The following is a 23,800-nucleotide window of genomic DNA, read 5'->3' as shown; positions in this document are numbered from 1 at the left end:
TTCACGCCGCCTTTCGGAATTCCTCGGACCGAACGGCTTTGTCACGCTTGCGGTTGTAGCGGCTTTTATCCTTGACCACCTGCATGCGATACAGCGGTGAACGCAGGTCGCGCTCGACCTGGCTGTGCTGGGTGGGTGTGCGTTTTTTGCGGGCCATAAGCGGGCTCCTCTGTTGATTGAGCCCGCATCATAGACCGGCCGGATCAGGTCCGCCAGAGGATTGCAGAAAGTCCTTACATCGCCATCGGTGACACCCCAATCAGCACCCGGTGCAGCCAGAACACGAACAGCAGGTACACCACCAGCCCGGCGCCGATGGCGACCCAGTCATTTTTCGGACGATAGGGTAACTCCGGCGTGGCTCTCGGAACCCGGCGTTTCAGGGAAATACGGTCGACCACCGCCCAGGCCAGGAAGGCGCCGAAAAGGAGGACGTCAGCCAGCATGCCGTTGGCCAGCAGGTGGGCGACGGCCCAGAGCTTGATGGCCACCAGCATCGGATGCTTGACGGTGTGCTGGATACGCCCCGGCAGGTACGTGGCAAAAAGCAGCGGAAAGACCGGCAGCAGGAGCACCATGGCCAGGTGACGCGTCCAGGTCGGCGGCGTGTAGAGCACGACCGGTTCCTGGCGCGCCAGACCGTAGCCCCAGATCACCAGAATCAGCCCCACCAGCGACACCAGCGAATAGAGCCCCTTGTAAGGGCCTTCGCCGAGCTTTTTCAGCGTTCGGTTGCGCCAGGGTTCGGCAAAAATCGATACGGAATGCACGCCGAGGAAAACGACGAGCCCGACAATCAGTACGCCCATGCTCACACTCCATCAGGTTACGAAAGGAGCTTAGTCGAGCGCGTTATCGGTGCAAAGAAATGGCGTTACAAATGTGGGGGACGGAGTGGCCGGCCGGATGGGGACACCATCCGGCCGAAGCGCCTTACAGTTCGGCGTTGTGGTAGACGTTCTGCACGTCGTCGAGGTCGTTGAGCATGTCGAGGAATTTCTCGAACATCTCGGCGTCCTCGCCGGTCACCGGTGTGGTGGTCTGGGGCAGGAACTGGATTTCATCCGCGTCGAAGTCAATCTCACCAAAAGCCTCGATCAGGGCCTGACGGGCCTTGGCGTATTCGGTATTGGGCGCAAACACGGTGATTTTGCCGTCTTCGGACTCGATATCGGTGACGTCCACGTCCGCTTCCATCAGCGCTTCCAGCACGGCTTCTTCATCCTCACCGGCAAAGGCAAAGATGGCGCAGTGATCGAACATGTGGCTGACGCTGCCCTGGGTGCCGATCTTGCACTTGGTCTTGGTAAAGCACGCACGTACGTCGCCGAAGGTGCGGTTGGGGTTGTCGGTCAGGCAATCAACGATCACCATCGCCTGGCCCGGACCAAACCCTTCGTAACGGGCTGCCGAGTAATCCTCGCCACCACCGCCCTTGGCCTTGTCGAGGGCCCGATCAATGACGTGGGTCGGCACCTGGTCTTTCTTGGCCCGCTCGATCAGACTGCGCAGTGACAGGTTGCCGTCCGGGTCCGGACCGCCCTGCTTGGCGCACACGTAAATCTCGCGACCGTACTTGCTGTAGACCTTGGTTTTGGCATTGGCCGTTTTGGCCATGGAATCTTTGCGGTTTTGGTAGGCTCTGCCCATACCCTGCCCCGATGTGTCTGGCGGCCCCGTGATGTTCGATGCTAACGGCGCAGTGCGTGGGGCCTGTTGTCGGAATTGCCGTTCAAAAGAGCGCCGATTTTACACGCTGAGCCGCCCGCATTCTATTTTTTGCTCAGTTGCAGTGACAGGCGCACCAGCACACCGACGACCAGCCCCCAGAAAGCGGCGCCAATGCCCCACAACGTCAACCCGGACGCGGTCACCAGGAACGTGATCAGGGCGGCCTCGCGATCGCCGGGATCGTCCAGGGCGGCATGGAGACTGTTACCGATCGTCCCCAGCAAGGCCAGCCCCGCCAGCGCCACAACGAAAGCCTGGGGAAACGCGGCAAACAGGGCCACGACCGTCGCGCCGAACAGCCCCACGATGGCGTAGACGACACCGGCAGAGACCGCCGCCAGATAGCGTGCCGACCGCTTTTCACCCGCCTCTTCACCCATGCAGATCGCCGCAGTGATGGCGGCGAGGTTGTAGGCAAAACCGCCGAACGGCGCCAGCACCAGCGTCACCAGACCGGTGGCCGTCAGCACCGGAGACAACGGCGTCTGGTAGCCGTTGGCCCGCAGCACCGCCAGCCCCGGCACGTTCTGGGACGTCATGGTGACGATAAATAATGGAATCCCGACGCTGATCAGCACGGACAGCGAGAAGTCCGGCGTGGTCCACTGCGGCGTTGCGAGCGACAACGACAAGCCGTCCCAATGCAATTGCCCCTGCCAGCCGGCGATCAACATGCCGACGGCGAGCACCAGCAGAATGGCGTAGCGGGGCAGCACTTGCCGGCCGATCACATAGGTGACCAGCATCAGGGCCACCAGCAGGAAGTCGCCCTGCAGGGCCGCGAAGGCATCCAGCCCGAATTGAAACAGGATGCCCGCCAGCATGGCCGCCGCCAGTGACTGGGGCAGGTGCTTGAGAATCCGCTCGAACCACCCGGTCCAGCCGGCAATGACCGTGAGGATGGCGGCAAAGATAAAGGCCCCGGTGGCTTCTGCCAGCGAATAGCCGGTCAGCCCCGTGGCCAGCAGCGCCGCCCCCGGCGTCGACCAGGCGGTGAGCACCGGCTCGCGGAAATAAAGCGAGAGCCCGCCACTGGTAATGCCCATGCCGATCCCGAGCGCCCAGATCCAGGAGCTGACCTCGGCCGGACTCGCGCCCGCCGCTTCGGCGGCCTGCAGGATAATCACCACCGAGCTGCTGAACCCCACCAGCACCGCGACAAAGCCGGCGGTCAGATGAGACAGCGAGAGATCCGAAAATAGGGACGGCCGGGACACGCTCTGTTCCTCTGCTGGATGGACAACGCGTGCGTTATAGCGCACGATTGAGACGACAGTAGCATTTGTGCGCTATAACGCACAACCAGAACAATCGAACGCCCGAGAGAAAGGACACGCATTCATGGAGATCACCACTCACCTGGCCACCACCCTGCGCGAACTGCGTCAGCAGCGGCAATGGAGCCTGGACCGGGCCGCCGAGGCCACCGGCGTCAGCAAAGCCATGCTTGGCCAGATCGAACGGGGCGAATCCAGCCCGACGGTCGCCACCCTCTGGAAAATCGCCACCGGCTTCAACACCGCCTTCTCCGGGCTGATCAGCCCCCTGCCCGCGCCCCTGGACGCGCCGGTGTTCGTCTCCAACGACCAGGGGGACGCCAACCTGGCCTCCGATGATCTCAGGGTCCGGGCACTGTTTCCCTTTGAGGCCCGCTTTGGCTTCGAGCTGATGGAGCTGACCTTACCGCCGGGTCTTGAGCACCGGTCCGAATCCCACGAACCCGGCGTGATCGAGCATGTGACTGTGATCGACGGTGCCATGGAGGTGCTGATCGAGGGTCGCTGGCATCCGCTGGCCAGCGGCGAAGCCAGCCGCTTTGCGGCGGATCGGCCGCATGGCTATCGCAACCCGCACGAGACCCCCGCCGTGTTCCACAACCTGATCCACTATCCCGCGGGCACCCGCTAGTGTTCCGGACCCGACAGGCTGTTAACCTAGTCGGATATCGAAACGCATAGGAATCGCATGAAAACGCCACTGGGGATCATTGAAGGTTTCTTCGGCCGGCCCTGGAGCTGGAAGGCCCGCGCCGATCTGGTTGCCCGACTGGCCCCGCACGGCTATGGCTTCTACCTCTATGCGCCCAAGGCCGATGCCTTCCTGCGGCGGCGCTGGGACGAGCTGCACCCGGTGGAGGAAGCCGATGCCCTGCGCCGGTTCGCCCGCCACTGCAAAGTCCACGGCATGCGCTTTGGTGTCGGCCTGAGCCCGTTCGAGGTATACCGCCAGTTCGACGACCGGGCCCGTCAGGCGCTGACCGAAAAGCTCGCGTTCCTCGACAGTCTGGATATCGATGATCTCGCCATCCTGTTCGACGACATGGACGGCAGCACGCCCGAACTGGCCCGCCGGCAGCTGGAGATCATCGACTGGATCCACCACCGTTCCGGTGCCGAGCGTCTGATCATTTGCCCCACCTATTATTCCGACGATCCGGTGCTGGATCGCGTGTTCGGCGAGCGCCCGGCCCGCTACCTCGAAACCCTGGGCGAAAACCTGCCGTCCACAGTGGACATCTTCTGGACCGGCGAAGAAGTCTGCGCGCGGGAAATCTCACCGGGCAACCTGGTCCAGGTGGCCGGCCTGCTGCGCCGCAAACCGTTGTTGTGGGACAACTACCCGGTCAACGACGGGCCGCGCATGTCCCAGTTCCTGCACCTGCGCGGATTCACCGGCCGCCACGCCAGCATCGGCGAGCATCTGGCCGGTCACGCGATCAACCCGGCCCTGCAACCCACCCTCAGTTGCATTCCCGCCATCACCCTAGCCGCGAGCTACCGCCAACGGGAGAACTACCGCTACATGGCCGCCTTCCGCAAGGCCGCCCGGGAAGTCATGGGCGAGGAACTGGGCTCGTACCTGGAGCAGGACATCATGGCCCTGCAGGATGTGGGGCTGGACCGGTTGGGCGAACGGGAGGCGCGACTCAGGCGCCATTTTGGCCAGAGCGACCATCCTGGCGCGCGGGAAATCATCCAGTGGCTGGACGGGTATTACCGGATCAGCGACGAGGCGGTGCAGACGCAGTAGAGGAAATGCCGCCGCTTGGTGTAGCCGACGCTTTAGCTTCGGAGGGGCCGCAGGCCCCCTGGCGGTATCGGCAGGCCTGCGGCCTGCTCAGAAGCTGAAGCGTCTGCTACAGACAGTAGTGTAGGTTGGGCGCCCAACTATGCCTGACTGACCCCACATTTCCGACCAATATCGCTGATCCATGCCTGTCCCGGGACAGGCGATGGTATTGGCGGTACCTTTAACCTCCGCTGTTGGGCTTCCTGCCTCAGCCCAACCTACGGGACGACACCAGAAAGCGCAGATCCCCCAATCGCCCACAAAAAACGGGCCGTAGCCCGCTTTTCCGAAACCATGGGCCGGCGCGGCGTTACCGCGTGCCGTACACCACCATGGTCTTGCCTTTGACCTGCACCAGGCCCTGGTCTTCCAGGGTCTTGAGGACCCGGCCGACCATTTCCCGCGAGCAGCCGACGATGCGGCCGATTTCCTGGCGGGTGATCTTGATCTGCATGCCGTCCGGATGGGTCATGGCATCCGGCTCCTTGCACAGGTCCAGCAGCGTGCGCGCGACCCGGCCGGTGACGTCGAGGAACGCCAGGTCGCCCACCTTGCGGGTGGTCTGGCGCAGGCGCGTGGCCATCTGCTCGCCGATGAAATACAGCACACGCGGGTCCTGCTGGGCGATCTCGCGGAATTTGGTGTAGCTGATCTCCGCCACTTCGCACTCGGTCTTGGCCTTGACCCAGGCACTGCGCGAATCCATGTTGTCGAACAGCCCCATCTCGCCGAAGAAATCCCCGGCGTTGAGGTACGCCATGATCATCTCGCGGCCGTCGTCGTCTTCGATGATGACCGTGACGGAACCCTTGACGATGTAGAACAGCGAATCACTCTTGTCGCCGGCGTAGATAATGGTGCTTTTCGCCGGATAGCGACGACGGTGGCATTGGGACAGGAAGTAGTCGAGGTGTTTGGTCTTCTGCTCAACCGGTCTGAGAATAGTTGCCATAATGCTGTTGTGCCTCCTTAATGGCGAATCCCGGTGTTGTTGTAATAACCCAGCGTCCGTGTGGGCTGATCGTTGTTATGTTGCCCGGTGTGTCCGGATCTCCCCTGTACAGAGTCGTTGCTCTGACGATCCGGCCGGTATGCCGATAGTGGCGAGCCACTTATAACAGGAAGGCTGTAGCCCGGCAACTTGGCCCGATGGGGGCTGCCTCCCGAGTATAGAACAAATGTCCAGATTTTCCGCCACTTGCGCCCGTCATGCCCGATCGCGCGCCGGTTCCCGCGGCTGTGGTAGCATGCGCCTTTATCCACAGGAGACCGAACTATGAAAGCAACCATCGACTGGACCGGCGGCGCCAGCTTCCGCGCCACCAGTGGCACCGGTCACAGCGTCCAGCTTGACGGCCCGCCGGATCACGGTGGCGAGGACAAAGGCCCGCGCCCCATGGAAATGCTGCTGATGGGCCTGGGCGGCTGCTCTTCGTTCGACGTCATGAGCATCCTGCAGAAGTCCCGCCAGGACGTCACCGACTGCCACGCCGAGCTGTCGGCCGAACGGGCCGATGCGGTGCCGGCCGTGTTCACGCGCATCCATCTTCACTTTATCGTGACCGGCCGTAACCTGAAGGAAAATCTTGTAAAACGTGCGGTATCGCTGTCCGCCGAGAAGTACTGCTCGGCCTCCATCATGCTGGAGAAGGCTGGCGTCGAGATCACCCACGATTACGAGATTCGTGACGCGGATTAAGTGGCCTTCTCTGGGAAACAGAAGCAGAGGTACTACACTGTTTTCCTGACCGTTTGATGACCGTTGCCGGGCAGGATCCCGGCCGGGAACGAACTGCGGGAAACCGCTACAAAAAAGGGGGCGGACGATCTATCCATCCACAGACCGGATAGGCATAATACGCCCCCTCTCCGCCGGTCTGCGCAAAAGGTGAGCAATCCTGGTCAGACACCGGTGGCGGCCTTGGCGGCACAGTTGCGCTTGTGTCCGCTGTCATTCATCTCCTTAACCGGGGGGGCTGTGATGGAAACCAAACTTGAGCTGCATGGTTTCAATAACCTGACCAAGTCTTTGAGCTTTAACATCTACGACATCTGTTACGCGCGGACCGAAGAGCAACGCAAGGCGTACATCGACTACATCGACGAGATGTACAACGCCGAACGCCTGACCCAGATCCTGTCGGATGTGGTCAAGATCATCGGCGCCAATATCCTCAACATTGCCCGCCAGGACTACGAGCCGCACGGTGCGTCAGTCACCATGCTGATCGCCGAGCACGAGCTGGGTGACGGCACGCCAACGGACAACGAGGAATCGCCGGGCCCGCTGCCGGATACCATCGTGGCGCACCTGGACAAGAGCCACGTGACCGTCCACACCTATCCGGAAAGCCACCCTTACGAGGGCATCAGCACCTTCCGCGCGGATATCGACGTGTCCACCTGCGGTCTGATTTCGCCACTGAAGGTCCTGAACTACCTGATCCACAGCTTCGACTCCGACGTGGTGACCGTGGACTATCGCGTACGCGGCTTTACCCGTGACGTGAACGGCAAAAAGCACTACATCGACCACGACATCAACTCGATCCAGAACTACCTGACCGAAGACACGCAGAACGCCTACCAGATGATCGACGTCAACGTGTACCAGGAAAACCTGTTCCACACGAAGATGAAGCTCAAGGAGTTCAACCTGGACAACTATGTGTTCGGCGTGAACGCCAGTGACCTGGATCCCGAGGAAGCGCAATCCATCTCGGAACGCCTGCAGCGGGAGATGCTGGAAATCTTCTACTCCCGCAACGTGGAGTAAGCGCCGCCACACCGGTTCTGCCGCGCCCTTCGGGGCGCGCGACCTCCTCCATCAAATATTCTGAACAAACCTTCCAGAATTCTCCGTTTTCATCTTTTCCTCCCACGCAGTTCAATAGCCTCATACCCTTTGCATCGCACCGGAGGCATTGAACATGAAAAACATTCTTGTCATTACCGCAAGCATCTTCGGCCAGGACGGACAATCATCCCAACTGGTCAAACACACGCTGGATCAGCTCCGTGAGACCCACGGCGAGATTCGCACCACCTATCGTGACCTGGCCGCCGAGCCGGTTCCGCATCTGGACGCGTCCCGTTTCGGTGCTTTCATAACCGGCGCAGACGACCGCGACGGCCACCAGCAGCAGGTGGTGGATTATTCAGATTCCCTGATCCAGGAGATCAAGGACGCGGACGCCATCGTCATGGGCGTGCCGATGTACAACTTCGGTATCCCGTCCGGCCTGAAGGCCTACTTCGACCACATCGCCCGGTCCGGCGTGACGTTCCGCTACACCGAAAACGGCCCGGTGGGTCTGCTGGAAGACCGTCCGGTTTACGTACTGGCCGCTCGCGGCGGTATCTATGCCGGCACGCCGAACGATTCGCAAACGCCATACATCCGTTCGTTCCTGGGCTTCCTGGGTCTGACCGACCTGCATTTCGTCTACGCCGAGGGCCTGAACATGGGTGACGAAAAGAAAGAGAGTGCCCTGCAGGAAGCCGGGCGTACTATTGAAACCCTGACTGCCTGATCCAGGCAGTCCCTTTTCCTTCGTGGAAGGAGGTCAGTCATGACAGAACGTACCCTCAGACAGGTTATTCCGGGTGCCGAGACATCCGACGGGGCTGGCGTGCGCATCAAGCGGTCGCTGGGCCAGCATCCCTCGGTACGGCTCGACCCCTTCCTGATGCTGGACGAGTTCGGCTCGGCCGACGCCGCGGATTACATCGCCGGCTTCCCGTCCCATCCGCACCGGGGTTTCGAGACCGTGACCTACATGATCGAGGGGCACATGCTCCATGAAGATCACCTGGGCAACCGGGGCGACCTGCGCAACGGCGGCGTGCAGTGGATGACCGCTGGTCGCGGCATCATTCACTCGGAGATGCCCCAGCAGGAAGAAGGCGTGATGCGTGGTTTCCAGCTGTGGCTGAACCTGCCCGCGGCGGAGAAGATGACCGATGCCGGCTACCGTGACATCCAGCCGGAAGAGATCCCGGACATCAACTTCGACGGCGGCCGCATCAAGCTGATTGCGGGCGAGTTGACCATCGACGGTGACCACCATCGCGGCGCGATAGCGGACCGCAGTACCCAGCCGATCTACGCGGACATCCACCTGGATGCCGCCGGTCAGGTCACGTTGCCGGTGCCTGAAGGCCATAACGGCATGCTGTACCTGTACGACGGCGACGCCAGCCTGGGCGAGACGGCCCTTCAGCGCAGCGCGGCCAACGTGCTCGGTGACGGCGACCGCATCACGGTCACCGCCGGCGCAAACGGCGCGCAACTGCTGCTCATCGCCGGCAAGCCTATTGGTGAACCGATCGTGCAGTACGGGCCGTTCGTGATGAACACCCGGGAGGAGATCGAACAGGCCCTGCAGGACTACCGGGACGGTCGCCTGACCGCCTGACCGCCTGACCGCCTGACCGCCTGACCGCCTGACCGCTCATGGTCGATCACGAACCCTGCGTGATCCCCTTGGCGCACAGGTTTTCGACCTGTGCGCTTTTTTGTAGGCGAAAGAAAATCAAAGAGCGAGCGATTGGGCCAACACAGCCAATCATCAGTGATTTGCCTCTATCGTGAGTTCCGGGAGCGTCTGAGGCGACGCAGGGCAAGGCGTACAGCACACAGCGAGTGAGGCATACCTGCCTGGTAGGTGAGCGAGTACTGCACAACGCAGTCCTTCGTTGCCTCAGACGCTCCTTCCCCTTAGGCAAACTGCTTGTGGGCCATCAGCTCCAGCACCATCGGCCGCACAATCAAATCCATCGCCAACGGCAACTTCGTCCCCGGAATCACCAGCGTGTCGTGCCGCGACATGTGGCTGTTGGGGATCATCTGCAGTAGATACGGGAAATCGATGTCCCGATGATCGCGAAAACGGATGACGATCAGGCTCTCGTCGTCATTCGGCACTTCCCGCACCAGGAACGGGTTGGAGGTATCCACCATCGGCACCCGCTGGAAGTTCACATGGGTGTGGGAGAACTGGGGCACGATGTCGGTGACGTAGGCGTCCATCCGGTTGATGATGGTCTTGACCACCGCTTCCTGAGAATACCCGCGCTCGTTGGTGTCCCGGTAGATCTTCTGCATCCACTCCAGGTTGACGATGGGGACCACGCCGATCAGCAGGTCCACATACTGGGCCAGGTTGTAGTGCTCACTGACGATCCCGCCGTGCAGCCCTTCGTAGAACAGCAGGTCGGTGTCCGTCGGCAGGGGCGCCCAGGAGGTGAACGTGCCCGGCTCATACCCCTGGCGAATCAGGTGCAGGTCCTCGTCGTGCACGTACTCCCGGAACTGGCCGCTGCCACTGACGCTGTAGTCATAGAACAGGCCTTCCAGGCGGTCGACGTGGTTGGCGTCCAGGGAGAAGTGGTTGCGCTGGCCGTAGCGTCCCTTTTCCGCCAGCACCGTCATCTGGTCCCGGGTGTAGCGGTGGAAGCTGTCGCCACTGACGCGGGCCGCCCGGATGCCCTCGCTGGCAAAGATGCGGCTGAAGATCCGGCCGGTGGTCGTCGTGCCGGCACCGGAGGAACCGGTCACGGCAATAATGGGATGACGTTTTGACATAGTCGCTGTGGTCCCGGCAGCGCAGCTGCAGGACGTCTCGGGCCTGTGCAGGTCTGTGGTATGGCGGCCTTGCCGATGGCGATCCGGCGACCAGCGCCGGCCGTGTTTTGGCAATGCCCAAGGTGGGCAGCATAGCGGGGATGAAGCGCTGTGTCAGCTCAGGACGTTATGCAGCAGCTGCGGTTTCTCGATGATGTAGCCCTGGGCGTAATCCACACCCAGGCCACGCAGGGCGTCCAGGGTATCCCGGTTTTCCACCTGTGAGGCAATGACTTCGCGCCCCATGTAATGGGCCATATCCACCATGGATCGGACCATGGCCCGATCCGCCTCGTTGTGGGTGACGTTGCGGGTGAAGGCGCCGTCGAGTTTGATCAGGTCGAGTGGCAGGGTGCGCATATACTGGTAGGAGGTCGGACCGCTGCCGTAGTTGCCCAGGCAGAAGCGACAGCCCAGCTCCTTCATTTCGACCATGAAATCCGCCACTTCCTGCAGGTTATGAATCGCCGCCGCCTCGGTGATCTCGAACCAGAACCGCTCGATGGGCGCGTCTTTTTCGCTCAGCTTCTCGTAGATGAACTCCAGTAACGATTCGTCGTTGAGCGAATAGCCGGACAGGTTGATGCACACACCGCCCAGCTTGTCGGCGCCGGAATGCCTGTCCCGCAGGGCGTCCAGCATGTGCCCGACCACCCAGCGGTCCACCGCCTGCATCCGGTTGTAGCGTTCCGCCATGCGCACGAACTCGGCCGCCGTGATCAGCTTCCCCGTATCGTCGTACATGCTGATCAGGATTTCGTATTGGGTTGGCATGCGCGCTTCGGGATGCAGCGGGATGATCTTCTGGCAACGCAGCAGCACCTGTTCGTCGTCCAGGTTACCCAGCCCGGCAATGCGGGCAGCGATCTGTTCCTGCTGCGACTGCACCTCCGAATCCAGCCGGTAGGTGGCGATCTTGCCGTTGCCCTGCCGCTTGGCCTCCTTGGTCGCCTCGTCCGCCGCCCGCAACCAGCGCTCGGCGGTGACCAGCGCCGGCAATACCGGCACAATCCCGGCACAGGCGCTGATTCGATAGCGTCGGTCGTCAAAACTCAGGTCCAGCGCCTCGACGTCTTCGATCATGCCCCGGGCCAGGCCCTCGGCCTGATCTTCCGTACAGAGAAACGCAAACTCGTTACCGCCCAGGCGGGCCAGCGGCTGATCTTCCGCCACGTGCCGGCGCAGGCATTCGGCCACCCGCGCCAGGGTGTCGTCGCCGCGCTTGTAGCCGGCGGTGTCGTTCAGCAGCCGGAACTGACGCAGGTCGATTTCCACCAGGGCCAGCGGCGACTCCGTGGACCGGGACAAATGCTGTTCCAGGATACGTTCGAATTCCCGACGGGCCAGCAGGCCGGTGAGCTCGTCGTGGGTGGAGACCCAGGACAGCTGGTCGTATACCTGCTTCACCATACGATCGATGCTTTCGTCCACCAGCGGCCGTTCGTACTGGCTGTCCGGCACCAGGATGCCCTGCTGGAGCTGACGCGCCAGTGGTTCCAGCTCCAGCTCGACGACCCGCATCCCCTGGTGATTGACGAACACGAAGCGACTGAACTCCCGCGCTACCCAGACCAGGCGTACGTAGAATGGCTCCTTCGGATTCTCCTGGTTGCGCAGCCACTCGCCGGTCTGCAGGCGTTGAGCCCGGCCGATCCAGCGTTGCAGGCTGCGTTTCTGGCGTTCGCTGGCTTTGTCTTCGGGTGCCGGCTCCGGGCTTTCCGCTTTGGGGAAGTCCACCCATTCCGACGATTCCGGGCCACGCTTGACCAGGAAGGCTTTCAGCTCGTCCCGAATCTGGGCCGAGGGCATGTGGTTGCTGGAGATGGACGCCAACCCATCCTGAATCACCCGCAGCAGTTCCGGCAGGTTGACGTTGGCTTCGGGGTCTTCGCCGTAGGCCAGCAGGGAATCGAGCACCGACAGGTAATCCTGCCACAGCTGGCTGTCCGGACCCTGGCGAATCCACGTCAGCGACAGCAGATCGCGCCAGCCGCCATTAAGCATGCTGACCACCGCCTTGGGTATCCGCTTGCCGCCGAGACGCTGATCCAGCAACTCACTCACCGCGCGCTTGGCTTCGGACACCTTCTGGGCCCCTTCGGCGGCCGCGGTGACCCGCTCCACGTTGCGCCGGTAGACCAGGTTCTGGCGTTCGATCAGGTTGTCGAGATCGCCCTGAACGGTCTCGAACACCCGGGTGTCCTGCTCGAACTCGCTGACAATGCGCTGGATCATCTCATCCACCCGGCGCTGGACCACTGGATTGAGACGCCCCCCTTTCACGCCGAGCTGGGCCAGGCGGTTCATCACGCCCCGCACCGGACTGTTATGGTCATCGAAGAAAGCACGATCCCGCAGCACCACCTTGAGCACGGGCACTTCGAGCTGGCGCAGGTGGTGCCGTGCCGAGTCGTTCAGGCGCGGGCTGTCGACCACGCTGCGGAAGAACTGGTCCACCACATCCAGCGATTCCTGCTGTTCTTCGTCAAGCCCCACGTCACCACCGGCCCTGACCTTCTCGACCACCCGTTCGCGCAGGGATTCAGCGGGTTCGGCATCCGGTGTGTCAGCCTGGATCCGCTGCAGGCTCTGCAGCTCACGCTGGAACTCGCCGGCGGACAGAGGCCGGGCATTGACCGGGAAAGGCAGCGGTTGGGAATCACCCCGCTCCAGACGGCTGGCACTCAGGGTGGCCAGCAGGTTGCGGACGGTGGCGAAGGCATTCTGGGCACTGAGGGAATAGTTCCGGAAGCTGTCCCTCCCCCCTCGGGCACGGCTTTTCTCGGCTCCGGTGGGCGCGTCTGTCTTTTTCGCGGGCGTGGTGCCGGCTTTGGGCTCAGGCTCAGGCACCGGTTTTGGCTTGGGCGCCGGCTTGGGCTCCTCCTGGCGAGGTGCCCGATCACTGAGGTATTTGGTCAGGTCGAGGTCCGGCAGGATGCCATGCCGAATCAGGATCTGGTTCAGTTCCTGATACAGCGGTCCCAGTGCTTTGAGCACCACCTGTTCGAAGACCCGCAGGCACACCTTTTCCACCTCGCGACTGACCTTCAGGTGTTGCAGGCTGCCGTGGAAGGCTTCACAGACCAGCGACGGCCCCAGCGGATTATGGTGACCGGTGGCGTTGGACACGTTCAGCTTGTCCAGTCGCATGCGCAGTTGCAGCAGATCGCCCCGGTACATCGTATCGGCCTTGGTGACCATCACCTTGATGGTCAGCCAGTCCTCGAATTCCCCCTTATCGACCAGCGACAGTTCCGAGCCCGGCACGCCCTGGCGTTCCGGCTTGAGCGGCGACTCCAGGGCCAGCATCATCTGGTGCCAAACGGCGCGCTGGCGCGATCCCAACTGGCCGGCGGCATCCATCAGTTCGTTGGCCTGCTGATCGGAGCCTGCCTGCTGGGCCGCTTCCTTCAGCGCACTGACCATCCGCGGCAGGCATTCTGCCATCAACGGCTCGATATGATGGACCACCGACTTGGCGCACTGATGAAGGACAAACTGCACCCGCTCGCTGGGTGGCTTGAGGTGGGCACGCTCCTGTTCACGGTGGGCGCTGCACTGGGTGAGCATCGCATTGACCGCATCCGGGTTGGAGCGGGTAAAGGACACGCCAATCGCGCCCTCGATGAGGCGCGCAACACGCACGTGAAGGGCATGGGTACTGCGCCCGTCGGCGCCCCGGAAACGAACAACCAGCTCGTCGGGCTGCTGCTCGGACAAGACTCGTCGGACCCGGCGATCCGTATCGGCGGAGAACCGGATGAACAGGCCTTCCGCGCAAAAATCCGCAATCTGACAGGGCCACGTCTGTTCCGCAGTGGCCTGGAGTTGCGCGGCAAGCTTGATCGGTCGGCGAGGACTGGCGCGTCGTTCCATCAAATCCCTAAGATGCAATAGTAGAAGCAGAGGGCGTCCGGATTGCCCGAGCAGGGTACTCCGCCTGCCATGACATGCTTCACATCATGAAGCAATCGACCCATGATCCATTATAGTGTCTGGACAGTGGCCTGCCGCTCACATTGACAAGCTTTTACAAACCGGCGCTATTTCCGGTTCGGTCGCTCATTACGGACAGGATCCATCATGGGAAAGCTTAGCCAGATCTATCTATTCCTGCTACTGATCTTTGGCCTATCCGGCTGTAACTCCATCGCTTATTACCAGCAGGCCGCCAGCGGCCAGCTGTCCTTGCTCTGGCAGCGCCAACCCATCGACGAGGTCCTGGACGATCCACAAACTCCCCCCGCCCTGCGACACAAACTGACGTTGGCGCTGCAGGCCCGCGACTTTGCCCGGGATGATCTGGCCTTGCCCGTAGGCAACACCTTCTCTGATTACGTCGACCTGGATCAACCCTACGTCGTGTATAACCTCATGGTGGCACCGGAATTTTCTCTGGATCCCCATACCTGGTGCTACCCTTTCATCGGCTGCCAGTCCTATCGCGGCTACTTCCACCTGGACGACGCCCGGGCCGCCCGCAAACCCTACGCCGAACAGGGAAACGACACGTTCATTGGCGGGGTGACCGCCTACTCCACCCTGGGCTGGTTTGACGACCCCATCCACTCGGGCATGACCCGCCTGCCGGATGATCGGATGGTGGAGCTGATGTTCCACGAGCTGGCCCACAAGCTGGTCTATGTTTCCGACGACACCCGCTTTAACGAAAGCTTCGCCACGGCAGTGGAACTGGAGGGACTCAAGCGCTGGCTGCAGGCCACCGGCCAGCCGGAAAAATACCAGGAAGCCCAGGCCCGACTGGAGCGGCGCGCCCAGACGCTGGCGCTGATCGAGGACACGGCCAGCCACCTGAAAGCGTTGTACGCCCGGCAGGACGAGATGACCGAGGATGCCATGCGGGCACGCAAGGCCGCCGTACTGGAGGAACTGAAAGCCGCCTATCGCCGGCTTGAGGCCACCTGGCCGGAACCCGGGCCGCTGGGCGGCGTCATGGCCCACGTCAACAATGCGGTCCTGGGACTGTTCCGGCAGTACAACAGTGACGTGCCCGCCTTCCGTCAGTTACTGGCGGACAGCGGTGGGGATTTTCCGACGTTCTATCAGCGGGTCGAGACGCTGGCCGAGGCATCCCGGGCGTCCCGTCGGGAACAGCTCGACGCCCTGGATCAGCGCTGGCAACCCGTGGTGGCGGATTCAGTGGTCGATCAAACCAGCCACTAGAGCCGTTTGACGAACACCTTGGAGTTACGCTGGGTGTTGTAGCTGGCCAGCTTGGGCCCTGGCAGCGATTGCACGCTGGTGGATTCGAAACCACGCTCACGGAACCAGTGTTCGGTCTGCGTGGTGAGCACGAACAGACGCTCCAGGCCCCGGCTGCGCGCATTGCGCTCGACCACGGCGAGAATGTCGTCACCCCGGCCGGCCCGGCGGTAGGACGGATCGACGGCAAAGCAGGACAGCTCGCCCGACTTCTCCGCCGGATACTCGTAGAGCGCCGCGCAGCCGACGATGGTGCCGTCCCGTTCCACCACCGTGTAACGGTCCACTTCGGTCTCCAGCAGCTCCCGTGAGCGCCGCACCAGGATACCCTGCTCTTCCAGCGGCTGGATTAACTCGAGAATGCCGCCGATGTCTTCCACCCGGGCACTGCGGATCTGCTCGTAGTTGTCGTCGCTGACCAGTGTGCCGGAACCGTCCCGGGTGAACAGTTCCTGCAGTACGGCGCCATCGCGGGTGTAACTGATGATCTGGCTGCGCCGCACACCGCGCACGCAGGCCTCACAGGCGGCCCGCAACAGGTCCGCGGCATGACCTTCCAGATCGCCGTCCGCCAGCCGTTCCCGGGCCTGGCGCACGGTCAGTTCGCGAATCAGCTGGCCGGACTCGTCGAGCACGCCGTCCTCACCGGTGAAGATGATCAGCTTCTCGGCTTTCAGGGCCGAGGCCACCTGGCTGGCCACGTCCTCGTAGGACAGGTTGAAAATATCGCCGGTGGGTGAATACCCCAGCGGCGGCAACAGCACGATATGGCCCAGCCGCAGCAGGGTTTCAATGCCTTCCACATCGACCCGCCGCACCCGGCCGGTATAGCCGAAGTCCACGCCGTTGAGCACGCCCACCGGCCGCGCCGTGATCAGGTTGCCACTGCTCACGCGGATGCGGGCCCCGTGCATGGGCGAGTTGATCAGCCCCATGGACAGCCGGCTTTCCAGATGCGCACGCAGGGCGCCGACCGCTTCCATCACCAGCGGCAACTGATCTTCCGGGGTCACCCGCAGGCCATCGTGGAAACGGGAGTCCAGGCCGGCCTGGTCGAAGCGCTGCTGGATCTGCGGGCGGGCGCCAAAGGTCACCACCAGCTTGACGCCCAGACTGCTCAGCAGGGTGATGTCGTGGATGATGTTGATCAGGTTCTCGTGGGCGAGCGCCTCCCCGCCCAGGGTCAGGACAACGGTTCGCCCCCGATGGGCATTGATGTAGGGGGATGAATGGCGGAATCCGTGCAGCCAGTCATTCGATTTCAAACGCGTTGTCTCCCTTGGGGTTCATGATCGGGTTATTGGTGGTCGTCCAGACAGAAATGCTGGATCAGTCGGCTGAGGATATTCACGGCCGGCTTTACCTGCGAGAGGTCCAGGTATTCATCGGGCTGGTGCGCCTGGTCGATGTGTCCCGGTCCCATCACCAGCGTTTCCATACCCAGCTTCTGCAGCCACGGCGCTTCGGTGGCAAACGCCACCGCTTCAGCGGTGTGGCCGGTCAGCCGTTCACAGACCTTCACCAGTTCGGCGTCCGCCGAGGTCTCGAACGGCGGCACGCCATCGAACAAGGGCTCGAAGCGCAGGCCCAGCTCGCGGCTGCGAGCCTCTGGTTCGACCTGATCCAGGATGGCCTGGCGCAGGGTATCCATATCCATCCCCGGCAGTGGCCGCAGATCGAAATGCAGTTCACAGTTGGCGCAAATCCGGTTTGGATTATCGCCGCCATGGATACAGCCCAGATTCAGGGTGGGCACTTGCACCTTGAAGTTGGGGTTCTGGTAGCGGGCCTGCCAATCGCTACGCAGCGCCAGCAATTGACTGATGGCGGCGTGCATGCCTTCCATCGCGTTGCGGCCCAGCGAGGGATCCGAGGAGTGGCCGGACTGCCCTTCGAACACCAGCCGTTCCATCATGATGCCTTTGTGCATGCGCACCGGTTTCAATCCCGTGGGCTCGCCGATGACCGCGTATCGCCCCTTGGGCCGACCGGCCTCCGCCAGCGCCCGGGCGCCGTTCATGGAACTTTCCTCGTCGGCGGTGGCCAGCACAATCAGGGGTTGGCGCAAGGGCTGGTCGGCCATCTTTCGCACGGCATCAATCACCAGCGCGAAGAAGCCCTTCATGTCGCAGGTGCCCAGACCGTACCAGCGGTCATCCCGCTCGGTCAGTTTAAACGGATCACTCTGCCAGCGTTGGTCATCAAACGGGACGGTATCGGTGTGGCCCGACAAGACCAGTCCGCCCGGACCACTGCCGAGTGTGGCGATCAGGTTGAACTTACCGGGCATGCCCGGCACCGGCATGATCTCGACCGCAAAACCCAGCGGCTCCAGCCACTCGGCCAGGGTATTCACCACGGCTTCGTTGCTGTGATCCCATTCCGGCGAGGCGCTGCTGATTGAGGGGATCGAGATCAGGCGCTCCAGCATCTCCTGGATGCCCGGCATATTGGCGTTACGGCTGGTGCTGCTCACTGTCATGGGGCTCGGTCCCGGCATCATCGGTGGTCGTTGGCATCGCCGCCTGGAGCGGGGACGCCGCCTCGGTCTCGGGCGCCGGCTCGATGCCGACATCGCCCGTACGACGCCATACTTCGAACAGTGTAATGGCTGATCGGGCCAGTGGATAGGCAACCTCGCCGCCATCCACGGTGCGCGTGACCTCAAGCCGTTTATCGGTCACTTTGGACAGGCGACCGTCCACCACGCGACCGCTTTTCAGGGTCACCCGTACGCGCCGGTCCGGCCAGCGCACCGCTTGCCTGGGATCGGCCGGTCGGAACGCCGGGCCGTCGGTCGCGGCCTCGTTGTCGGAACGCCCGGACTGGGGGAGCACCGCCGGCTGGGCCTGAGGACGCTGCAAATAGCGGACAAACAGATCGGGCACCCGGGCGCCGTTGTAAAACACATCAAAGCTGCCCAACGTCGGATCGACCGCCCCGTCGCCGGCAGGCCGGTTGCGCTCGGGCAGACCCAGCAGCGGTTCACCGGCGGCCAGTGTCGCCTTGAGCTCACCGCCATCACGCAACCAGACCTTGTAGAGGGCCCGCAGCTGGTCGCTGGGCTGGTACCCGGTGACCTGCAGCTGCTCACTGAACACCCGCGTGGCCTGTTCGGCCCAGTCTTCCGGCCCCACATCCACGGCCCGGGCGCAATAGGCGGCAAGGCGGCGCATAAATCCGCCGTCGCGCAATTCCACATCCACCGGGCCACTGTAGCCCGGCAGGTTGCCGTCTTCGTCCAGCGTACGGTCCAGGCGTAATCCCGGCAGCCGGATTTCGACGCTGCCCAGTTTGCCCGCCTGGAGATCGATCTTCAGGCCACCGGTGTCGTCCAGCATGTTGTCCTGTTCAATCCTGAGATCGCCGGCCACCTGGCTCACCCCCATCGACATCAGGGTGGACAGGCCCAATGCGCCGGTTCCGCAGGGGATGTTGATCAGACCGGCGTTGATGGCCGCATTGCCCGGGCCGGCCCAGTCGCGGATCAGGGGAGACGCCAGCTGCAGGTGCAGGTTTTCGGCGCGCAGGGTCCAGTGGCCGGGCAGCGGACCTCCGCCGAGGGCATCCATCAGCTCCGGCACGGCATCCGCCGAAAAGGTCACGCGGGTCGCCCGCAGCGGCTGATTCAACAGGAAGGGTTGATATTCCAGGTCATAGACCGAGATGTGGCCCGACAGGCTTGAGCCAATCCGGCCCCACTTGAGTACGCCCTGCTTCTCAAGCGCATCATGGGCCTGTTCCAGCAGGCTGTGCACCTGGTACCAGGCCGCTCCCTTGAAGCCGATATACGCCAATAGAAGAAGACAAACCAGGGACAACAACAGCTTTTTCATGCCAACGACTCTTTGGGCCTAACCAGGAACACACAGGACATCAGACTGTCGCAGGTCCTATACTTTGGCAAGGACATCGCGCAAAAAACCGGGGGCCGGCGCCTCGTCAGGCCACTGCCCGGTTTGCCAACCAGACACCACTGCAGGCGGGACGCCGTCCATGACACACAACCACGAACGCGCCTATATCCGGCACCCGGCCGACATTCCCCTGGAGGTGTCGCCCGCCAGTCAGACGGTCTGTGCCGGGGCGATCCGCAATCTCAGCCGGGGCGGCCTGTCGTTTTCCTGCGCCGTGCCCTACTCCCCCGGCCAGGATGTGGACCTGGTGATTCGCTGCTGCCCCAACCCATTGGAAGTCCGCGGCCAGGTGGTCTGGTGCGAACCCAAGGACGGCGGCTTCGAAGTCGGCATCGCCTTCTACAGTCCCGGCGATGCCTATCAGGTCCGGATGGTCGAGCAGATCTGCCAGATTGAACAGTACCGCCGGGACATGCTGGCCCGGGAGGGCCGCGACCTGAGCATTGACCAGGCCGCGCGGGAATGGATCGAGCGCTACGCGCACCAGTTTGCCCAGGGCGACTGGTCCGATGAATAGCCGACCGATCAGTTGCGGGAAATCAGTGTCCCCACGCCCTCATCGGTAAAGATTTCCAGCAGCGTGGCATGGGCCACCCGGCCATCGATGATGTGGGACGATGCCACGCCGTTCTCCACCGCACTCAGGGCGCAACGAATCTTGGGCAGCATGCCGCCGTGGATGGTGCCGTCCTCGATCAGGTCATTGACCTGCTTGGCCTTGAGGCCGGTCAGCACCTTGCCTTCCTTGCTCTTCAGGCCGGACACGTTGGTCAGCAGGATCAGCTTCTCCGCATCCAGCGCCTCGGCCACCTTGCCAGCTACCAGATCGGCGTTGATGTTGTAGGAGGTGCCGTCACGGCCGACGCCGATCGGCGCGATGACCGGAATCACGTTGCTGCGGGTCAGCAGGTTGATCACCTCGGTGTTGACCGCCTCCACCTCGCCCACATGGCCGATGTCGATGATTTCGGTGCGGGTCACTTCCGGCGACCGGTCGACCACTTCCAGCTTGCGCGCCCGGATCAGGCTGGCGTCCTTACCGGTCAGGCCGATGGCGGTGCCGCCGTGCTGGTTGATCAGCGACACGATCTGCTTGTTGACCTGACCACCCAGCACCATTTCCACCACGTCCATGGTTTCGCTGTCGGTGACGCGCATGCCGTTGACGAAACGGGAGTTGATGTTGAGCCGTTCCAGCAGGTCGCCAATTTGCGGGCCGCCGCCGTGGACCACGATCGGGTTAATGCCGACGGTCTTCATCAACACCATGTCCCGGGCGAAGCTGCTTTTCAGGTCTTCGTTCTCCATGGCATTACCACCGTACTTGACCACCACGGTCTTGCCGGTAAAACGCTGGATGTAAGGCAGGCCCTTGCTCAGTACCGAGGCCACCTGCATTGCGGTATCACGATCCAATGCCATGGAATTCAACCTTATTGCGCTGCGGGAAATGCGCCGGCGCCTAACGGCCGGCGTCACAGGGTTTGTAGGGCACTATTGTAAACCCCGGCTGCGGCGACGCAATGGTCCGCAGCCGGGTACGCGGTCAGAACTCGGGAACCACGTCCGGCGCGACCTTCAGCAACTGCTCGCGGAAAACGGTCTTGATGCGCTCCAGCGCCTCGTCCGACTCTGCTTCGAAGCGCAGCACCAGTACCGGAGTGGTGTTGGAGGCCCGGCACAGGCCCCAGCCATCCGGGTAATCGACCCGTACACCGTCGATGTTGGACACGCTGCCGTCGCCGAAATCCCCCTCGGCGCTGAGCTTGTCCACAATGGCGAACTTGTTCTCGTCGGTGACGGTGACGTTCAGTTCCGGCGTGCTGATGTCCTCGGGGAATTCGGCAAAGACGTCATCGCTGTCCCGATCTTCCACGCCCAGGATTTCCAGCAGCCGGGCCGCTGCATAGAGGCCGTCGTCAAAGCCCAGCCAGCGCTCCTTGAAAAAGATATGACCGGACATTTCCCCGGCCAGCAGGGCACCGGTCTCTTTCATCTTGGCTTTCATCAGGGAGTGGCCGGTTTTCCACATGATCGGCCGGCCGCCCGCTTCGTTGATCACCGAAGCCAGCCGGCGCGTGCATTTCACGTCGTAGAGGATGTCCGAGCCGGGGTTGCGCGAGACCACGTCCCGGGCAAACAGCATCAGCAGGCGATCCGGCCAGATCACCTTGCCGGTGTTGGTCACCACGCCAAGACGATCGCCATCGCCGTCAAAGGCCAGACCGATATCCGCCTTCTCGGACGTCACTTTCTCGATCAGGCTTTGCAGGTTCTCGGGCTTGCCTGGATCCGGATGGTGATTGGGGAAGTTGCCGTCCACTTCGCAGAACATCGGAATGACGTCACAACCCAGCTCTTCCACCAGGATCGGCGCCAGTTCCCCGGCGATGCCGTTGCCGGCGTCCAGCACCACCCGCAACGGTGCTGCCACGGCAATATCACCGACGATGCGATCCAGGTAAGGTCGGCGTACGTCCTGCTCGGAATACTGGCCCTGACCCTGGACCAGGTCGCCGGTCTGGATGCGGGTAAACAGCTTCTGGATGTCGTCGCCGGACAGGGTGTCCTGCGCCAGCATCATCTTCAGGCCGTTGTAGTTGGCCGGGTTGTGGCTGCCGGTCACCATCACGCCGGAACCGGTACCCAGCTCGTGGGTGGCGAAATACAGCACCGGGGTCGGCACGGCGCCGATATTGATCACGTTACAGCCGGTGCTCATGATGCCGCGGGCCAGCGCATCCGCCAGCTCCGGGCTGGAATGGCGGCCGTCGTAGCCGATGCAGATGTCGGTCACCTGGCGGCTCTGCGCCTCGCTGCCGATAGCCCGGCCAATTTCATGCACCACCTGGCCGTCGAGGGTTTCACCAACGATGCCGCGGATGTCATAGGCGCGGAAAATGGAGGGCGAAATCTCGACCGAGACCGCCGGAGTCTCCTCCACCGCAAACGGATCCTCGCCGTCGCTGCCGCCGCCCAGGCCGAGAACGTCCTCGTCGCTGTCGAGCATGTCGATGTCGAGCATGTCGTTTTCCTCGAACAGCGGCTCATCGCTGCCCTTGGCCTTGGCGGCCGGTCCCGACGCCGGCGCGGATTTACGTGCCGCCTGTTTGGCGGAGTCCTCGGCCTTGGCAATCCGCTTGTCCACCGCCTGCGCCAGACGGCCCAGCACTTCACCGATCGAGGCCACCAGATCCCACTTATAGGTCGGCGCCTTGATTCGCTCGCCGGCGAAGGCCTTGTGGGCCCACTGGATCAGGCCGGCCGCATCACGCCGCAGATCGGAACGGGCCTGCCCCAGCAGCACCCACACCAGGATCATGGCAATCACGGACGGCACCACCACCACGATCAGCGACAGGATCGGATCCACCAGCGGATTCAGGTCGCGCTGGGGCTTGAATTCCACTGACCAGTTGGGAGAGGACAAGGTGCGGCTGATCGCCTGTCCGCCGCCACTGCCACTGGCGGCCACCGTCTTGCTGCTGCCGGAGACGCTCTGGACCAGCGCCAGTTGGCCTCCCAGTTCGGCATCGCTCGCAGCCAGCGTCGGTGTAATGACAGACGGATCGAACACCACCAGCAGGGTGCCCTTGACCGCCTGGCTGCCGGGATCGGTGACCGGCGCGGCAAACTGGATATACCACTTGCCGTCCCGTGGGAAGGCATCGGGATGCACCTTGCGCCCGGATTCCGCCTGCTTGGCCAGATCCAGGTTGACGAAGCTCAACTCGAAGCCCTGACCGGGCTGACGGTTGATCTCGCCGTAAGGAAACAGGAACGCCGCCTGGGTTCCGGGCAGCATCTGCTTCAGATCCCCCAGCACCTGCGACCTATCAGCGTTTCCTTCCAGTGCCTGGCGCACATGCCCCTGGCGCGAGTAGCCCATGACCACCTGTTCCAGCAGGGCCAAGCGCTGGTCGATGCGCGTCTTGGCGATGTCGGCCGCGTGTTCGGCGCGCAGCGTGTGGCGCTCCGACTGGGCCGGCATGAGGACCAGATAATACAGGAGTGCAGCGGCGGCAATCCCCGCCAGCAGGACGATGGCCGCCTGCTGGCCGGCGACGCTCGCCAGCCCCTTCAGACTGGGCCCCTTACCTGCTTTGGGGGCCTTGTCTTTCTTGCTTTTTCCTTTTGGCTGCGCTGCCTCGTTCTCGGCGTCTGCTGTCTTCTTTTTGCCAAGCTTCATAGTTATCCCATTGTTCTTCTTGAATCCTGATGTAGCCAGTATAGA

The 23,800-nt window shown here is 62.7% G+C and carries 20 protein-coding genes; 8 read left to right on the top strand and 12 right to left on the bottom strand.

The genetic code is table 11. The features are described from left to right. Position 1 precedes the first annotated feature (1 nt). From JL474_RS12910 to JL474_RS12895, 4 genes are all read right to left on the bottom strand, one after another. The gene (locus JL474_RS12910) at positions 2-157 is read right to left on the bottom strand and encodes a hypothetical protein (RefSeq protein ID WP_203142356.1); all 156 of its coding nucleotides are present in this window, start codon (positions 155-157) and stop codon (positions 2-4) included. A gap of 76 nt (positions 158-233) precedes the next feature. Beyond that, positions 234-809, bottom strand: coding sequence for an NnrU family protein (locus tag JL474_RS12905; RefSeq protein ID WP_203142355.1), 576 nt, complete (start codon positions 807-809; stop codon positions 234-236). Between the two features lie 124 nt (positions 810-933). After that, positions 934-1,650: a YebC/PmpR family DNA-binding transcriptional regulator gene (locus JL474_RS12900; protein WP_123635201.1), complete on the bottom strand. Its 717-nt coding sequence runs from the start codon at positions 1,648-1,650 to the stop codon at positions 934-936. A 122-nt stretch (positions 1,651-1,772) separates the two neighbouring features. Then, on the bottom strand, positions 1,773-2,948 hold the full coding sequence (locus JL474_RS12895; protein ID WP_203142354.1) for a benzoate/H(+) symporter BenE family transporter: 1,176 nt from the start codon (positions 2,946-2,948) through the stop codon (positions 1,773-1,775). A gap of 124 nt (positions 2,949-3,072) precedes the next feature. Between JL474_RS12895 and JL474_RS12890 the strand changes: the two genes are divergently transcribed. Together JL474_RS12890 and JL474_RS12885 are read left to right on the top strand one after the other, a co-directional pair. Continuing rightward, positions 3,073-3,639, top strand: coding sequence for a helix-turn-helix domain-containing protein (locus JL474_RS12890; protein ID WP_203142353.1), 567 nt, complete (start codon positions 3,073-3,075; stop codon positions 3,637-3,639). Positions 3,640-3,696: 57 nt separating this feature from the next. After that, positions 3,697-4,761, top strand: coding sequence for a beta-N-acetylglucosaminidase domain-containing protein (locus JL474_RS12885; protein WP_203142352.1), 1,065 nt, complete (start codon positions 3,697-3,699; stop codon positions 4,759-4,761). A gap of 349 nt (positions 4,762-5,110) precedes the next feature. Here JL474_RS12885 and crp read toward each other — a convergent pair whose 3' ends face one another. Then, positions 5,111-5,752, bottom strand: a complete 642-nt coding sequence (gene crp, locus JL474_RS12880) for a cAMP-activated global transcriptional regulator CRP (RefSeq protein WP_004579976.1) — start codon at positions 5,750-5,752, stop codon at positions 5,111-5,113. Between the two features lie 324 nt (positions 5,753-6,076). On the opposite strand from crp, the gene JL474_RS12875 reads away from it, so the two are divergent. The 4 genes from JL474_RS12875 (at position 6,077) to JL474_RS12860 (ending at position 9,218) form a co-directional block, all read left to right on the top strand. After that, positions 6,077-6,499 (top strand): OsmC family protein, encoded by a 423-nt coding sequence (locus tag JL474_RS12875; RefSeq protein ID WP_123635197.1) that lies wholly within the window; start codon positions 6,077-6,079, stop codon positions 6,497-6,499. Positions 6,500-6,781: 282 nt separating this feature from the next. Then, the gene (gene speD, locus JL474_RS12870) at positions 6,782-7,576 is read left to right on the top strand and encodes an adenosylmethionine decarboxylase (protein ID WP_123635196.1); all 795 of its coding nucleotides are present in this window, start codon (positions 6,782-6,784) and stop codon (positions 7,574-7,576) included. Positions 7,577-7,730: 154 nt separating this feature from the next. Beyond that, positions 7,731-8,333, top strand: coding sequence for an FMN-dependent NADH-azoreductase (locus JL474_RS12865; RefSeq protein WP_123635195.1), 603 nt, complete (start codon positions 7,731-7,733; stop codon positions 8,331-8,333). Positions 8,334-8,372: 39 nt separating this feature from the next. Then, complete coding sequence (locus tag JL474_RS12860) at positions 8,373-9,218, top strand: pirin family protein (protein WP_203142351.1); 846 nt, start codon at positions 8,373-8,375, stop codon at positions 9,216-9,218. 302 nt (positions 9,219-9,520) lie between these two features. Here JL474_RS12860 and JL474_RS12855 read toward each other — a convergent pair whose 3' ends face one another. Then, on the bottom strand, positions 9,521-10,387 hold the full coding sequence (locus tag JL474_RS12855) for a phosphoribulokinase (RefSeq protein WP_123635193.1): 867 nt from the start codon (positions 10,385-10,387) through the stop codon (positions 9,521-9,523). Between the two features lie 153 nt (positions 10,388-10,540). Then, positions 10,541-14,302: a DUF1631 family protein gene (locus JL474_RS12850; RefSeq protein WP_203142350.1), complete on the bottom strand. Its 3,762-nt coding sequence runs from the start codon at positions 14,300-14,302 to the stop codon at positions 10,541-10,543. Positions 14,303-14,509: 207 nt separating this feature from the next. Here JL474_RS12850 and JL474_RS12845 point away from each other — a divergent pair, with 207 nt between their 5' ends. Next, entirely contained in the window at positions 14,510-15,610 is a 1,101-nt protein-coding gene (locus tag JL474_RS12845) for an aminopeptidase (RefSeq protein ID WP_203142349.1), read from the top strand. Here the strand turns inward: JL474_RS12845 and argA are convergent. Genes argA through JL474_RS12830 form a run of 3 tightly spaced genes read right to left on the bottom strand, consistent with a single transcriptional unit; the run spans position 15,607 to position 19,485 of the window. Then, entirely contained in the window at positions 15,607-16,914 is a 1,308-nt protein-coding gene (gene argA / locus JL474_RS12840) for an amino-acid N-acetyltransferase (protein ID WP_203142348.1), read from the bottom strand. The two genes, JL474_RS12845 and argA, sit on opposite strands and share 4 nt — an antisense overlap. A 32-nt stretch (positions 16,915-16,946) precedes the next feature. Further along, a complete protein-coding gene (gene argE, locus JL474_RS12835) occupies positions 16,947-18,131 on the bottom strand; it encodes an acetylornithine deacetylase (RefSeq protein WP_203142347.1) in 1,185 nt (394 codons plus the stop codon). After that, a complete protein-coding gene (locus JL474_RS12830; protein ID WP_203142346.1) occupies positions 18,106-19,485 on the bottom strand; it encodes an acetylornithine deacetylase in 1,380 nt (459 codons plus the stop codon). The genes argE and JL474_RS12830 overlap by 26 nt, the downstream gene beginning before the upstream one ends. 160 nt (positions 19,486-19,645) lie before the next feature. On the opposite strand from JL474_RS12830, the gene JL474_RS12825 reads away from it, so the two are divergent. Beyond that, entirely contained in the window at positions 19,646-20,083 is a 438-nt protein-coding gene (locus JL474_RS12825) for a PilZ domain-containing protein (RefSeq protein WP_203142345.1), read from the top strand. Positions 20,084-20,091: 8 nt separating this feature from the next. On the opposite strand, the gene argB is transcribed toward JL474_RS12825, so the two are convergent. Together argB and JL474_RS21555 are read right to left on the bottom strand one after the other, a co-directional pair. Next, positions 20,092-20,988: an acetylglutamate kinase gene (argB, locus tag JL474_RS12820; protein WP_203142344.1), complete on the bottom strand. Its 897-nt coding sequence runs from the start codon at positions 20,986-20,988 to the stop codon at positions 20,092-20,094. Between the two features lie 124 nt (positions 20,989-21,112). Continuing rightward, complete coding sequence (locus tag JL474_RS21555) at positions 21,113-23,755, bottom strand: phosphomannomutase/phosphoglucomutase (protein WP_236012213.1); 2,643 nt, start codon at positions 23,753-23,755, stop codon at positions 21,113-21,115. Between the last annotated feature and the right edge of the window lie 45 nt (positions 23,756-23,800).

Origin of the sequence: Marinobacter mangrovi, from assembly GCF_016798325.1 — a bacterium.
In the GTDB taxonomy this organism is placed as follows: domain Bacteria; phylum Pseudomonadota; class Gammaproteobacteria; order Pseudomonadales; family Oleiphilaceae; genus Marinobacter_A; species Marinobacter_A mangrovi.
Note: the sequence above shows the minus strand (reverse complement) of the source record. Positions and strands in the feature narration are given on the sequence as shown.

What these genes read in the sequence shown, in the direction of transcription:
- JL474_RS12855 (WP_123635193.1), bottom strand. Translation starts at nt 10,387, where the DNA reads ATGTCAAAACGTCATCCCATTATTGCCGTGACCGGTTCCTCCGGTGCC.
- JL474_RS12825 (WP_203142345.1), top strand. Translation starts at nt 19,646, where the DNA reads ATGACACACAACCACGAACGCGCCTATATCCGGCACCCGGCCGACATT.
- JL474_RS12845 (WP_203142349.1), top strand. Translation starts at nt 14,510, where the DNA reads ATGGGAAAGCTTAGCCAGATCTATCTATTCCTGCTACTGATCTTTGGC.
- crp (WP_004579976.1), bottom strand. Translation starts at nt 5,752, where the DNA reads ATGGCAACTATTCTCAGACCGGTTGAGCAGAAGACCAAACACCTCGAC.
- JL474_RS12860 (WP_203142351.1), top strand. Translation starts at nt 8,373, where the DNA reads ATGACAGAACGTACCCTCAGACAGGTTATTCCGGGTGCCGAGACATCC.
- argE (WP_203142347.1), bottom strand. Translation starts at nt 18,131, where the DNA reads ATGACAGTGAGCAGCACCAGCCGTAACGCCAATATGCCGGGCATCCAG.
- JL474_RS12910 (WP_203142356.1), bottom strand. Translation starts at nt 157, where the DNA reads ATGGCCCGCAAAAAACGCACACCCACCCAGCACAGCCAGGTCGAGCGC.
- JL474_RS12890 (WP_203142353.1), top strand. Translation starts at nt 3,073, where the DNA reads ATGGAGATCACCACTCACCTGGCCACCACCCTGCGCGAACTGCGTCAG.
- JL474_RS12900 (WP_123635201.1), bottom strand. Translation starts at nt 1,650, where the DNA reads ATGGGCAGAGCCTACCAAAACCGCAAAGATTCCATGGCCAAAACGGCC.
- JL474_RS21555 (WP_236012213.1), bottom strand. Translation starts at nt 23,755, where the DNA reads ATGAAGCTTGGCAAAAAGAAGACAGCAGACGCCGAGAACGAGGCAGCG.
- JL474_RS12875 (WP_123635197.1), top strand. Translation starts at nt 6,077, where the DNA reads ATGAAAGCAACCATCGACTGGACCGGCGGCGCCAGCTTCCGCGCCACC.
- JL474_RS12905 (WP_203142355.1), bottom strand. Translation starts at nt 809, where the DNA reads ATGGGCGTACTGATTGTCGGGCTCGTCGTTTTCCTCGGCGTGCATTCC.
- speD (WP_123635196.1), top strand. Translation starts at nt 6,782, where the DNA reads ATGGAAACCAAACTTGAGCTGCATGGTTTCAATAACCTGACCAAGTCT.
- JL474_RS12865 (WP_123635195.1), top strand. Translation starts at nt 7,731, where the DNA reads ATGAAAAACATTCTTGTCATTACCGCAAGCATCTTCGGCCAGGACGGA.
- JL474_RS12830 (WP_203142346.1), bottom strand. Translation starts at nt 19,485, where the DNA reads ATGAAAAAGCTGTTGTTGTCCCTGGTTTGTCTTCTTCTATTGGCGTAT.
- JL474_RS12850 (WP_203142350.1), bottom strand. Translation starts at nt 14,302, where the DNA reads ATGGAACGACGCGCCAGTCCTCGCCGACCGATCAAGCTTGCCGCGCAA.
- argB (WP_203142344.1), bottom strand. Translation starts at nt 20,988, where the DNA reads ATGGCATTGGATCGTGATACCGCAATGCAGGTGGCCTCGGTACTGAGC.
- JL474_RS12885 (WP_203142352.1), top strand. Translation starts at nt 3,697, where the DNA reads ATGAAAACGCCACTGGGGATCATTGAAGGTTTCTTCGGCCGGCCCTGG.